Raw genomic sequence first — 12,834 nt, 5'->3', positions numbered from 1 at the left:
GTCGAGACGGCTCCGCTGGGTCGAGACGGCCCCGCTGGGTCGAGACGGCTACCGCTGGGCCGAACCCCGGCGAGCGGCCAGCGCCGGGGAGGCGGCCCGGTTCTCCCGGACCACTCCGATCAGTCCGAGGCCGAGTCCGACCGGAGCCAGCATGGCCGCCAGGTTCACCCAAACCGGCAGGTTGCGAGAGCCGGCGGCGAACAGCGCCATGTCGGCGAAGACGGCGAGCAGCCCGACCGCGAACAGGGCCATGCCGATCTTGGCCAACGGTGCCGCCTTGCGGCGGGTCTTGGATCGCGAGGCGGTGCGCACGCTGACCGCCGCGTCGCGGTCGGCCTCGGGTTCTGGGCTGGTCACACGGCCAGGATAGCGGCCCGGCGGTTCCCGACGGGATTCTCGGCGACCGGCGGTGGCCGCCGTCACCAGTACTCTTGATGGTTGTGCCCGCACAGCGGTGAGGGCCGGCGTTCTGGCACTGGCCGGAGCGTGGTGACAGTGGAGAGATGGTGAGTCGGGTGCCGGCCGGCAAGGTGAAATGGTATGACGCGGAGAAGGGTTTCGGGTTCATCGCCCAGGAGGGCGGCGAGGACGTGCACGTCCGTTCCTCGGCGCTCCCGACGGGGGTCGCGGCCCTGAAGCCGGGCCAGAAGGTCGAGTTCGGTGTGGCGGACGGCAAGCGGGGTCCGCAGGCGCTGCAGGTCGTCGTCCTCGACGCTCCGCCGTCGGTGGTCGCCGCCACCCGCCGCCCGGCGGAGGAACTCCACGGGTTGCTCGACGACATGATCAAGATGCTGGAGTCCAAGGCGCTGCCCGACCTTCGTCGTGGCCGCTACCCGGACCGCGCCATCGGTGGCCGGATGGCCACCGTGCTGCGGGCGGTGGCGTCGGAGTTGGAGTCCTGACCGACTGAGCTCAGCCGAAGGAGAAAGGCCGCGTCCGGAGTCACCGGGCGCGGCCTTTCCTCATCTGTGGGGACGTGTTTCGCCGAGGACGGTCAGCTGGCCGCGGTCGAGGTCGACGGCACGATGAGCAGATCCCACGAGCTCGTCACGGCGAAGCCGACGTTCCCGTTGGCGTCGGTACCGGCGATCAGCCGTTGCACCTCGACCGTCTGCAGGATCTGCGCGGTGCCGAACGACGGAACCGTGAAGGAGAGCCGCTTGTCGGTGAAGTACGGGGAGCTGCCGCTGGTCACCACCTTGGTCTTGGTGTCCTGGAACGTCCAGATGACCCGCCAGATCGAGTCACCGATCTCCGACGGCACGTTCACCTGCAGCGCCTGGTCGGCGTGCATGGTCAGGCGGGCGATACGGGCCTTGTCCAGGGTGCAGGTGGTCAGGTCCTTGCACCATCCGTAGGCCTCGACCTGGACCGCTGTGCGGTTGCCGTAGAAGGTGACCTCCGGGCGGGGGGAGGTGCAGCCGGCGACGAGCAGGGCGGCGGCGGCCAACAGCCCGCCGAGCCGCGCCGGGCGAAATCGAGTCATCACAACTAGTCCTTGCCAGCCTTCCGGATGCGGCGCCGAGCGGGGGCCGCATCGTCTCCCGCTCCGACACCGTACGGGGCCGTCCTGGGTAGTCCGGTCGGTCCGGGGTGCGGGCCGTCGGCGGTGGACGGGCGGGCCAGGCGATCGGTGTGCTGGACGCCGGACCTGCGCGGCCGGCGGCCGGCCAGCTTCGTCAGCCGGGGCAGCAGGCTCTTCCCGGACTTCGCCAGCCAGCTCTGCACCAGGCCGAACAGCAGAATCACGGTGATGGTGGCGAACCCGATGGCGTAGATGTTGGCGTGGCCGAAACTCCAGACGCCACCCAGCAGCAGCCCGATGACGCCGCCGAACACCCAGCCCAGTTGCAGCACCGATTCGCTCTTGCCGAACCCCGACGCGCGGCTCTCCTCGGGCAGGTGGTGCTGGATCACCGAGTCGAGGCTGACCTTGGCCAGGGAGGATGCCGTCGACCCGACGAAGCCGACAATGGCCGTGGTGGCCAGGCCGGGCGCGAGTACCGCGATCAACGTGGAGACGATGACGGCGATCAGGGAGAACAGGGAGATCTTCTCCGGCGCCGACAGGGTGAGCTTGGCGCCCATGGTGTTGCCGACGAACCCGCCGACCCCGGCCGCGGCTCCGATGATGCCCAGCAGCAGCAGCTGGGTGAACGCGCTGTGGTTCGGATACTGGCTCTTCACCACGAACGCGATGAACAAGGCCAGGAATCCGGTCTCGACCCGGATGACACTGTTCGCCCACAAGGTGGCGACCACGATGGTCGGGAAACCCCGCTTCGTCCGGTGATCGGCCAGCCTGACCGGCACCTCGCCCTCGGTGGATTCCACCCAGGACGGGATCCGCAGGCACAGCACTCCACCGGCGATCGCGCACGCGGCCATCAGGACCAGGGCCCCCGGCGACCCGAAGATCTTGCTCAGGCCGGCGGCCACGCCGCCGGCCACGCCGCCGGCGATCATGCCGAAGGTGGTGAGGCGGGAGTTGGTCTTCACCAGGGTGATCTGCTCCGGCAGCACCCGGGGGGTGAGCGAGGATTTGAGCACGCCGAACGCCTTGGACAGCACGAGGTTGCCCAGGGCACACGGGTAGATGACCCACGGATTGAAGTGCGAGAAGTTGAACGCCATCAGGATCGCCAACAGGGCGCGGCCGAAGCTGGACAGGCCAAGGGCCAGGCGGCGGCCGCTCTGCAGCCGATCGAGCATCGGCCCGATGAGCGGGGCGATGAACGCGAATGGGGCGACGGTGATCAACAGGTAGAGCAACACCCGGCCGGTTGATTCCGCGGTGGCCGCCGCGAAGAACAGCGTGCCGGCCAACGCCACGGCGAGGATGGCGTCAACCGCGTAGTTGGCCATCACCGCGTAGGTGAGGGCGGTCAACCCGGACTTGTCGGCCCCGTCGGCCGTGGTGGCCCGGTGGAACATCTGCACGCCACGGGTGGTCAGCTCCCGGCCGCGCAGGGCGGCCACCCGGGTGACCGTCATCTTCCGCGGCTGCCGGATGCCACTGGTCGGCGGTTTGACCGTGTCGGCCAGGGCCAGGGGCTCCTGGTAGGGCGGCAGGTGGCTGCCCCGCGGCGGCGGCTGATGCCGGACCTCGGGGATGGGCGGCGCCGAGTGGTAGGACTCCTGCGCCCAGCTGTCGTACTCGGCGCGATCGGAGGTGTCCTGGTCCTGGTAACGGTTGCGGTAGTCGTCGGTCGGGCCGCCGCTTCGGGGGCGCGGCTCGTGGTGGTCGGTCATCGGCGCCGATCCGTACCCGCCCTGATCGGCCCAGCTCGGACCGACGGGTGGGATGCGGCCGGAGTACGGCGGCCGCCGCGCGTCGGGCGCCGGCGGACGCGACTCGGGTCGTGGCCCGGTCCCCGCAGACGGCGTCGACCCCGACTCGTGGGGCGGACGGGGCAGCGCCGTGGTGGGTTGCCAGGACGGATCACCCGAGAGCCGCGGAGATCCGGGCCCGCGCCCGCCCGCGACCGCCGGGCCGTGGACCGGTGCCCCGGGGGTGGCCGAGGTGTAGCCCGGTGTGCCTCCCGGCGGGGTGCCGTACGCCGGCGGGGGGCCGTAGGCCGGCGAGGTGCCGTAGGTGGGAGAGGTGCCGTAGGTGGGCGGGGCGCCGGGTGCCCGATGGGGGCCGTAGGTCGGGGTGACGCCGTTCGCCGGGGGCGGCCCGTAACTGACCGGAGCGGCCGGTCCGCGGGTCGGCGACGTGTACGTCGAGGGTCGGTCCTGAGCGGCCGGCCGCGGCGGCGTGGCCGGCCGCCGGAACGCCGTGGTGGGCTGCTCCAGTGGGTCGCCGTACTCGTCGTACCCGTCCCCGGACGCGGCAGCAGGACGGTCGGGCCGCCGGTCGCTCCCGGCGCCCCCGGAATCGGAACCGGGCACGCTCACCCCCATATCCTGCCCCACGCTCGCCCGCTGCCGCGCACCATCCGGGACTCGGGAGGTGAGTCGTGGGGGAACGGATGCGGCAAGATGGACTGGTGAGTTCCAACCCAGCATCCACCGCCCTGGTCGACCATGTCCACGCCGATGCCGAGCCGACCGCCGGCGGAGCCGACGAACCCGTATCGGAGCAGGTCAGCGAGGTTGATGCGGCCACCGCCGGCCCGGTCGTGGTGATCCTCGACGAGACCGCGACCAGCCTGGCCCGATCCGCCGCCGAAGCCGAGGCCCTCGATCCGTCCGACGTCGGCGAGTTTCTGCTCGCCGTGGCCGAGGACGACGTGGCCGTCACGGCGAATTTCCGGGCCAATCAGCCGGGGTACCAGGGCTGGCACTGGTCGGTCACCCTCGCGGTGCTCGACGCGTCCCATCCGACGGTCAGCGAGGTCGTCCTGCTGCCGGGAGAGGGAGCCCTGCTGGCTCCGGCCTGGATTCCCTGGGACGAGCGGATCCGGCCCGGCGATCTCGGCGCCGGCGACCTGCTGCCGCCCTCGCCCGACGACCCGCGGATCGTCCCGGCCTACCTGCAGTCCGACGATCCGGCCGTCGAGGCCGTCGCCACCGAGATCGGACTGGGGCGCGTCCGGGTGATGTCCCGCGAGGGCCGCGTCGACTTTGCCGAGCGTCTGCACGACGGTCGGTTCGGGCCGGGCGACGAGATGGCGCTGGCCGCGCCGGCCCACTGCGTCACGTGCGCGTTCTACCTGCCGTTGGCCGGCTCGCTCGGGCAGTTGCTCGGAGCGTGCGGCAATGACCTCTCCCCGGCCGACGGTCGGGTGGTCGATGCCGGCTACGGCTGCGGCGCCCACTCCGAGACGGTGATCGTCATGCCGGCCCGATCGGCCGCGACCGACACCGTCATCGACGAACTCACGCTGGAGGTCCACCGCCGCATCGCGGTCGAGGGCCCGCCGCCACTCGAGGTCAGCGACCCCGCGCTCGACGAGTGGGCCGACCCGTACATCGTCGGCGCCGAACTGGCCGAGGCCGAACTGGAAGAGGCCGCCCTGCTCGACGCGGCCGCCGAGCCGGACGACCAGTGGTCGCCGGGCAAGGACTGACCGCCCCGGCGTCCGACCCGTTCGGGACGGCCGGGCTGCGCTCGTCCGTCCTGGACGCCTGGTCCCGTTCGCCGGCGCGGTTCCGGGAGGACGCGAACGCCGAGGAGGCACTGGCCACCGGCGGGTACGCCGGCCGGCTGCTGATCGAGCTGGCCGCGAACGCGGTCGACGCGGCCCGGGAGATGGGCGTCCCGGGCCGGGTTCGCTTCAGCCTGGACAGCGCCGGCGAGTTGCGCGCGGCCAACGTCGGTGCCCCACTGACTGCGGCCGGCGTGTCCGGCCTGGCCTCCTTGCGCGCGTCGGCGAAACGGGGCCGGGGCGCCACGGTCGGTCATTTCGGGGTGGGCTTCACCGCGGTGATGGCCGTGTCCGACGAACCGGCAGTCGTGTCCCGCACGGGTGGAATCGCGTTCTCCCGGGCCCGGACCACCGCGGCCGTCACCGAACTGGACCACGCGGATCTGACCGCGGAGCTGGCCGCCCGGGCCGGCCAGGTGCCCGCCCTGCGGCTGCCGTGGCCCGTCCCGGAGGCCGACCTGCGCTCCGACCCGGTGCCGGACGGGTTCGACACGCAGGTCCGCCTGCCGCTCCGGGAGGAGGTCCGCGCCGAGGTCAGGAAGATGCTCGACGACCTCGGCGACGAGTTGCTCTGGGCCCTGCCCGGGCTGGCCGTGGTCGAGGTGGTGCTGCCCGGCCGACCAGACCGCATGCTCACCCGGGAGGACCTCGACGAGGGCGTCACGGTCATCACCGCCGGAGTGGAGTCGACCCGGTACGTCACCGGGGCCCGTTCGGGCACGATCCCGGCGGCGTTGCTGGCCGATCGTCCGGTGGAGGAACGGGCCCGTGACGAGTGGACACTGACCTGGGTCTGGCCGGAGCCGGTCGAGGTCCCGGCGGCGGTCGATCTGTTCGACGTCGCCGTCCCGGCGCCGCACTTCCTGGGGGCGCCGACGCCGACCGACGAGCCGCTCTCGCTCCCGGCCCGCCTCATCGGCACCTTCCCGGTGGACGACACCCGGCGGCGGCTCGCGTCCGGTCCGCTCACCGACCACCTGCTGGCCCAGGCGGCCCAGGCCTACGTCGACCTGGCCGAGGCCGTCGCGCCGGGACGCCGGTTGTCCCTGGTTCCGACGGCCGGGTTCCCGCTCGGTCCGGTCGACGCCACTCTTCGCGCGGGCATCGTGCGCCGGTTGTCACGGTCGCCGGTCCTGGTCTCCACACTGGGCGACCTCGTCGTCCCCTCCTCGGCCTGCGTGATCACCGGGATCTCGGACGAGGCGGCCTTTCTGCTCGGGCGCGCCGTTCCGGGACTGCTGCCGCCGCCGCACCACCCGTCGGACCTGGACGCGCTGCGGATGCTCGGGGTGAGCATCCTCCCGCTGGCCGACGCGACGGCGGCCCTGGCCGGCCTGGACGACGAACCGGCGTTCTGGCGCGACGTGTACTCGGCGCTGGCCGACCAGGATTCCGAGGACCTGGCGAACCTTCCGGTGCCGCTGATCGGCGGCGGCCGGCGGATCGGGCCGGCCGGTCTGCTGCTGCCGGCGGCTGACGCGATCGACCGACACGTCCTGACCAGGGCGGTGGCGCTGGCCCCTGACCTGCGGATCGTGCACCCGGATGCCGTGCATCCCTTGCTGTCCCGGCTCGGCGCGGGGCCGGCCGACGCGGCCGCCCTGGTCTCGGACCCGGCGCTGATCGAGGTGTTCGCCCGCTTCCGGGAGGACCTGGAGGACGACGATCCAGACCTGGGCGAACTGAGCGAACTGGCCGATCTGGCGTTCGACCTGGCCCGCAGCGGCGCGCCGGCCGGAGGCCTGCTGGACGACGTGGTGTTGACCGACGTCGACGGGCAGCCCTGGCCGGCGGCCGAGTTGCTGGCCCCGGGGGCGCCGCTGGCCGGCGTGCTGGCCGCCGACGCCGACCTGCCGCTGGTCGGTGCCCCGTGGTCGGAACTGCCGCCGGAAACTCTCTCCCTGGTCGGGGTGCGGACCGGGTTGAAGATCGTGCGCGTCGACGATCGGGACGCCGATCTGCCGGACCTGGACGAGTGGTGGTCCGAGGTGGTCGGCGAGGCGTTGCCGCCGGACGCCTTCGATGCCGTCGCCGACCTCGATCTGGTCGATGACGATCGCTGGCCGGAGTTGCTGACGATGTTGGCCGCCGACCCGGCCGCGCGGGCCACACTGACCGGAGAACCGGCACCGTCCTACACCCGATGGTGGCTGACCCGTTACGCCCGGCTCGGCGGGCACCCGCCGACCTATTGGCGGCGTCCCGACGCGGTGGTACTGACCGGCCTGTACGACCCGCTCCCGGTGGCCGTCGACCCAGCGGTGGCGGCGGCGATCGGGGTGCTGACCGACGCCTCCGACGCGGACGGCCAGGACCTGCTGGACCGTCTGGCCGACCAGGGCCGGGTTGTCCCGGCCGGTGCGGTCCCCGCGCTGACCGCCGCGGCGGAGACCGTGCTGGAACGCGATCCCCGACTGCGCCTACCGGACCTGGTGCGGGCGTTGAACGGTGCCGTGGTGGCGGCCGCCGACGCCCTGGTGCTCGACCGGCCGTGGCTGGCCCAGGTGCTCGATCCCGGACGTCTGGTGGCCGGCGGCGCTGCACCCGACGCGGTGGCCGCGGCGCTGGAACTGGAACTGGCGTCGGAGGTCGTCCGTGTCCCGTCGGCAGCCGTCGGGGCGCCGCTGTCGGACGCCGAGTCGGCGGCCGCCGCGCGGGCCGCCGTCACCCTGGCCGTCACCTTTCCGAGCGGCTTGACCACGGACCCCGAGTTGACCGTGGACCACGACGGCGCGCCGCGGCGGGTGCGGTGGTGGCCCGGGCCGGGGGACGGCGTGGTCACCGACGGATCGCCCGACGGGATAGGCCGGGCGGTCGCGCACCTGGCCGGGCGTTGGAGTGACCGGGCGCTGGCCGTGGCGGCCGCGGCCGGTGATCCGCTGACCTTCGCCGAGGACGGGCTGAGCTGATCAGGCCGTCGAGCAGGTCACCGTCCGGTCAGATCTTCTCGTCGAGAGCCATCGGCTGGGCCGACCGCCGCCCGCGCCGGGCGGCGCTGCGCTGCCAGCCGTAGATCGACAGACCCAGGCCGCCGAGGAAGGTCCCGGCCGCCGCCGTCCACAGCCAGATCAGGTGGTCGTGCGCGCGCAGGCCCGGAATCTGGGTCATCAGGACGGCCAGCACGACGAACCAGACCCCGGTCAGCGGGGCCACGATATGGAACAGGTTCGACCGGACCGGGGGCAGGGGCGGCGGCGTGTACGGCTGCTCGTTCGTCCCGTCGACGGCCACGGGTCCAGCGTAGTGTCCGGCCGGTGGTCACCGTCCGCCCGGCCCGGAACGCGAACGGGGTCCGGACCGTTGGTCACGTGTAGCGATGCGAAAGGCTCTTGTATGATCCGCGTCTTTACACAAGTGCTCACAGCAGGTGGCGGTTCCGGTCGCGGCCCTCGGCTCGACCCCCAAAAGTAAGGTGAACCAACGACATGCCTGACGTCGCCCCGCTGGCCAACGAACTCCGCCTCGCCATCCATCGGATGACCCGACGGATGCGGCAGCAGCACCCCACCCACGACCTGACGCTGACGCAGATCTCGGCTCTGGCCATCATCTGGCGCGAGGGACCGATCACCGCGGGCGATCTGGCGGTCCGTGAACAGGTTCGCCCGCCGTCGATCACCCGGGTGGTCGACGGGTTGGAGAGCGCCGGCGCCGTGATCCGCAAGGACAACCCGGCCGACGGTCGTCAGGTGCTGGTCGAGATCACGGAGGACGGGATCCGTCGGATGGAGAGCTACGTCGAGGCCCGTGAGGCGTGGCTGGCCCAGCTGCTGGCCGAGCTGCCACCCAAGGACCGGGAAACCCTGCACCGCGCGGCCGTCATCCTCAACGAGCTCGCCGGCCACTGACCGCGGGCCGAACGAACCAGCCACATCAGCACGTGACGATGCCGATCCACATCACCGACCCCGCCGACCCTCGCCTCGACGACTTCCGCGACCTGACGACGGCCGACCGCCGACCCGACCGGCCCGGCGGCCGCGGGCTGGTGATCGCCGAAGGCACCGTCGTGGTCCGTCGGCTGATTGCATCGGCCTACCCGGTGCGCGCCCTGTTGGGGGTCCGGGGCCGGTTCGACGAACTGGCCCCGGATCTGAGTGACCTGGAGGCGCCGTTCTATGTGGCGTCCGCTGACCTGATGGCCCGGGTGGTCGGGTTCCACCTGAACCGCGGGGTGTTGGCCACCGCCGACCGGATCGCCTTCCCGCCCACGGCGCAGCTTCTGGATTCGGTCCGCTCGGTGGCCGTGCTGGAAGGCGTCGGCGACCACGAGAACCTCGGGTCGATCTTCCGCAACGCGGCCGCGTTGGGGATCGGGGCGGTCCTCCTGGGTGAGGGCTGCGCGGACCCGCTGTACCGCCGCAGTGTCCGGGTGTCCATGGGTACGGTGTTGCTGGTTCCGTTCGCCGGGTTGTCCGGGTCATGGCCTGCCCCGGCGGAGTTGTTGCGCAGCAAGGGTTTCACCGTGACCGCGCTGACCCCGAAACCGTCGGCGGTGACGCTGCGGCAAGCCGGGTTGGCCGGCCGGAAGGTGGCCGTGCTCCTGGGCTCGGAAGGGCCAGGGCTGACCGACGCGGCATTGGAGTCGGCCGACCTGCAGGTGCGCATACCGATGGCGCCCGGTGTCGACTCGCTGAACGTGGCCACCGCCGGCGCCATCGCCTTTGCCGAGATCGCGACCGGATGACCGACGGCGTGCGGCAGACTGTGCTGATGGAAGCTTCGTTCACCCGACTGCCGATCGCTGGCCGGCCGTGACCGGGCCGCACGGCGACCCGTCCGTGGGGCCGCAGGACTCGGCGCCGAGGGTGCTGCAGGTGGTCACGCGGACGCCGGACCCCGAGGTGAACACGCCGTCGGACCCACGGTCAGGCGACGCTGAACCGGCCGATCTCGATGAGCCGGTCCACGCCGAGGAATCGGTCGACCAGTACGAACCGGTCGAATGGGCCTGGGTGGAGGAGTGGCGCGCGGGCGGCGAGCCCGTCCCGTGGGGGCCCGGGCTGGCCCTGTCCGGATTCACCCTGTTCCTCGTGGCCAGTGCGGTCTACGTGCTCTCGTCGGGGCTGGCGGACCGCCCGATCCTGGCCATTGCCGTCAACGTCCTCGTCGCGGGCGGTCTCGGGCCCGCGCTGTGGCTGTCGCGGAATCTGCCGGTCCTTCGCTGGATCGGAGCCGGCGCCGTGCTGGGACTGTTGTCCGCCTGGCTGTGCGCGCTGGTCTTCCTCGTCTGAGCCGGGGCACCTCCGGAGCCGCCGGTCAGGCCGTGACCACTGCCGGGTCCTGGCTGGACAGCACCGCGGCGAGGGAGTCCAACGCACCCGGCACCAACGTGAAGTACGCCCACACGCCTCGCTTGTCGCGGGTCAGCAGCCCGGCGTCGACCAAGACCCTGAGGTGGTGGGAGATGGTCGGCTGGGTCAGGCCGAGCGGCTCGGTCAGATCACAGACGCACGCCTCGCCGCCCTCGTGCGCGGCGACCATGGACAGCAACCGCAGTCGGGTCGGGTCGGCGATGGCCTTCAGTGTCTGAGCCAGGGCGGAGGCGTCCGCCGCGGTCAAGGGCACGCGGGTGAGCGGGGCGCAGCACGCCACGTCGGTCAGCGGCAGATCGGTCCGGCTCGTCATGGAGACCAGTATGCGCCAGACATTGACAAAGGTCTATGTGTACAGCCATGGTTGAGGCATCGACGTTCATCTATGAAGGGTGTCAGCCATGAGCCAGACCGACGAGCTCCGTGAGCACGTCCGCGACCGCTACGCCGCCGCCGCGCGAGCTGTCGGTTCCGGAACGGGCGCCAGTTGCTGCGGCCCGACCGACGCACTGTCGGTGGTCGCGATCGGTGACGAATCCGACCGGTTCGGTGCGAACCTGTACGGGGCCGACGAGACCGACGGCCTGCCGGCCGAGGCGGTGCTGGCATCGCTCGGCTGCGGTAACCCGCTGGCCGTCGCGGATCTCCGGGACGGGGAGAGGGTGCTGGATCTGGGATCCGGAGGGGGTATCGATGTGCTGCTCTCGGCTCGACGGGTCGGTCCATCGGGCTTCGCCTACGGCTTGGACATGACCGACGAGATGCTGGAGCTGGCTCGCGCCAACGCCTCTCGCGCGGGCGCGCAGAACGTCGAGTTCCTCAAGGGGCAGATCGAACAGATCCCGCTCCCTGACGCATCGATCGACGTGATCATCTCCAACTGCGTCATCAATCTGTCGACCGACAAGCCGGCCGTACTGGCCGAGATGTTCCGGGTACTGGCGCCGGCGGGACGGATCGGCATCTCCGACGTCGTGGCCGAGGATCGCCTCACCCCCGCCGATCGGACCGATCGAGGCTCCTACGTCGGCTGCATCGCGGGTGCGCTGTCGGTCACCGAATATCTCGACGGACTGGTCGCGGCCGGGTTCGACGGCCCGGAGGTCGTGTTCACCCACCAGGTGGCCGACGGTCTGCACGGCGCGATCATCCGAGCCGCCAAGCCCGCCGCGGCCGACTGCTGTGCGTCGTCGGCGCCGGCCGCCCGCCACGATCCAGCGGACGAGTCCGCCTGTTGCGACACCAGCGCCACCGGGCAGGCCCCGACAACGGCCTGTGGGTGCCGGTGACCACGGCCCCCGCACCGGACGTCGCCGCCCCGGCGGTGCTGGCCAAGCTGTCCCGGCTGGACCGGTTCCTCCCGGTCTGGATCATCGCGGCCATGGCCGTCGGGTTGCTGCTGGGCCGGGTGGTCCCCGGCCTGTCCAAGGGCCTGGACGCGGTGAAGGTCGGGTCGGTGTCGTTGCCGATCGCCATCGGCCTGCTGGTGATGATGTACCCGGTGCTGGCCAAGGTCCGCTACAACGAGACCCGCCGGGTCACCGGCGACAAACGCCTGCTGATCGCGTCCGTGGTGATGAACTGGATCGTCGGGCCGGCGCTGATGTTCACGCTGGCGTGGCTGCTGCTGCCGGATCTGCCCGAGTACCGGACCGGGCTCATCATCGTCGGGCTGGCCCGCTGCATCGCCATGGTGATGATCTGGAACGAACTGGCCTGCGGCGACCGGGAAGCTGCGGCCGTGCTGGTGGCCATCAATTCCGTCTTCCAGGTCCTTGCCTTCGGTGCGCTCGGTTGGTTCTACCTGCAGGTGCTGCCGGGCTGGCTCGGGCTGGCCACCACCTCGGCCGGGTTCTCGGTCGGCGCGATCACTGTCTCCGTGCTGGTGTTCCTCGGGATACCGCTGGTGGCCGGCTTCCTGACCCGGACCCTGGGCGAGAAGCGAAAGGGCCGGGCGTACTACGAGTCGACCGTGCTGCCGAAGATCGGGCCGTGGGCGCTGTACGGGCTGTTGTTCACCATCGTCGTGTTGTTCGCCCTGCAGGGAAACCAGATCACCAGCCGGCCCTGGGACGTCGCCCGGATCGCGCTGCCGCTGATCGTGTACTTCGTGATCACCTTCGGCGTGGGATTCGGCCTCGGCCGCCGCCTTGGCCTCGGCTACGCCAAGACCGCCACCTTGGCCTTCACCGCCGCCGGCAACAACTTCGAACTGGCCATCGCGGTGGCCATCGGTACCTTCGGCGTCACGTCCGGTCAGGCCCTGGCCGGAGTGGTCGGGCCGCTGATCGAAGTGCCGGCCCTGGTCGCCCTGGTCTACGTCGCCCTCTGGGCCGGCCGACGCCTGTTCCCCGACGACCCCGCTGTCCCCGCGACCGGCCGCGGGATCGGCACGGCCGTGAAGTCCTGACCATGTCCTGTCCCGA

The 12,834-nt window shown here is 71.7% G+C and carries 13 protein-coding genes; 8 read left to right on the top strand and 5 right to left on the bottom strand.

The window, feature by feature from the left end; translation table 11 throughout:
• Positions 1–48: 48 nt before the first annotated feature.
• A complete protein-coding gene (locus tag BLS97_RS03815) occupies positions 49–357 on the bottom strand; it encodes a hypothetical protein (protein WP_231988338.1) in 309 nt (102 codons plus the stop codon).
• A gap of 158 nt (positions 358–515) precedes the next feature.
• Between BLS97_RS03815 and BLS97_RS24400 the strand changes: the two genes are divergently transcribed.
• Positions 516–902: a cold-shock protein gene (locus tag BLS97_RS24400; RefSeq protein ID WP_090481239.1), complete on the top strand. Its 387-nt coding sequence runs from the start codon at positions 516–518 to the stop codon at positions 900–902.
• Positions 903–994: 92 nt separating this feature from the next.
• On the opposite strand, the gene BLS97_RS03805 is transcribed toward BLS97_RS24400, so the two are convergent.
• Positions 995–1,486, bottom strand: a complete 492-nt coding sequence (locus BLS97_RS03805) for a DUF2771 family protein (protein WP_157695158.1) — start codon at positions 1,484–1,486, stop codon at positions 995–997.
• Between the two features lie 5 nt (positions 1,487–1,491).
• Entirely contained in the window at positions 1,492–3,900 is a 2,409-nt protein-coding gene (locus tag BLS97_RS23370) for an MFS transporter (protein WP_197676398.1), read from the bottom strand.
• A gap of 92 nt (positions 3,901–3,992) precedes the next feature.
• Between BLS97_RS23370 and BLS97_RS03795 the strand changes: the two genes are divergently transcribed.
• Both BLS97_RS03795 and BLS97_RS03790 read left to right on the top strand, forming a co-directional pair.
• Positions 3,993–5,015: a DUF3027 domain-containing protein gene (locus BLS97_RS03795; protein WP_197676397.1), complete on the top strand. Its 1,023-nt coding sequence runs from the start codon at positions 3,993–3,995 to the stop codon at positions 5,013–5,015.
• A complete protein-coding gene (locus tag BLS97_RS03790) occupies positions 4,994–8,002 on the top strand; it encodes a sacsin N-terminal ATP-binding-like domain-containing protein (RefSeq protein ID WP_090474663.1) in 3,009 nt (1,002 codons plus the stop codon). The genes BLS97_RS03795 and BLS97_RS03790 overlap by 22 nt, the downstream gene beginning before the upstream one ends.
• Positions 8,003–8,030: 28 nt before the next feature.
• On the opposite strand, the gene BLS97_RS03785 is transcribed toward BLS97_RS03790, so the two are convergent.
• Entirely contained in the window at positions 8,031–8,324 is a 294-nt protein-coding gene (locus BLS97_RS03785) for a DUF2530 domain-containing protein (protein WP_157695157.1), read from the bottom strand.
• 194 nt (positions 8,325–8,518) lie between these two features.
• Here BLS97_RS03785 and BLS97_RS03780 point away from each other — a divergent pair, with 194 nt between their 5' ends.
• From BLS97_RS03780 to BLS97_RS03770, 3 genes are all read left to right on the top strand, one after another.
• Positions 8,519–8,941 carry a MarR family winged helix-turn-helix transcriptional regulator gene (locus BLS97_RS03780; protein ID WP_090474662.1) on the top strand — a complete coding sequence of 141 codons (423 nt, stop codon included), beginning with the start codon at positions 8,519–8,521 and terminating at the stop codon, positions 8,939–8,941.
• Positions 8,942–8,973: 32 nt separating this feature from the next.
• A complete protein-coding gene (locus tag BLS97_RS03775) occupies positions 8,974–9,780 on the top strand; it encodes a TrmH family RNA methyltransferase (RefSeq protein ID WP_407938031.1) in 807 nt (268 codons plus the stop codon).
• Between the two features lie 67 nt (positions 9,781–9,847).
• Positions 9,848–10,327 carry a DUF2537 domain-containing protein gene (locus BLS97_RS03770; RefSeq protein WP_157695156.1) on the top strand — a complete coding sequence of 160 codons (480 nt, stop codon included), beginning with the start codon at positions 9,848–9,850 and terminating at the stop codon, positions 10,325–10,327.
• Between the two features lie 25 nt (positions 10,328–10,352).
• Here the strand turns inward: BLS97_RS03770 and BLS97_RS03765 are convergent, their stop codons facing one another.
• Positions 10,353–10,721, bottom strand: coding sequence for an ArsR/SmtB family transcription factor (locus BLS97_RS03765; RefSeq protein WP_090474659.1), 369 nt, complete (start codon positions 10,719–10,721; stop codon positions 10,353–10,355).
• 88 nt (positions 10,722–10,809) lie between these two features.
• On the opposite strand from BLS97_RS03765, the gene arsM reads away from it, so the two are divergent.
• Positions 10,810–11,697: an arsenite methyltransferase gene (gene arsM / locus BLS97_RS03760; protein WP_090474658.1), complete on the top strand. Its 888-nt coding sequence runs from the start codon at positions 10,810–10,812 to the stop codon at positions 11,695–11,697.
• Positions 11,688–12,818: an ACR3 family arsenite efflux transporter gene (arsB, locus tag BLS97_RS03755; protein WP_407938030.1), complete on the top strand. Its 1,131-nt coding sequence runs from the start codon at positions 11,688–11,690 to the stop codon at positions 12,816–12,818. The genes arsM and arsB overlap by 10 nt, the downstream gene beginning before the upstream one ends.
• The last annotated feature ends 16 nt before the right edge of the window (positions 12,819–12,834 follow it).

Origin of the sequence: Nakamurella panacisegetis, from assembly GCF_900104535.1 — a bacterium.
GTDB lineage: Bacteria > Actinomycetota > Actinomycetes > Mycobacteriales > Nakamurellaceae > Nakamurella > Nakamurella panacisegetis.
This window is presented reverse-complemented; position numbering and strand designations above follow the sequence as displayed.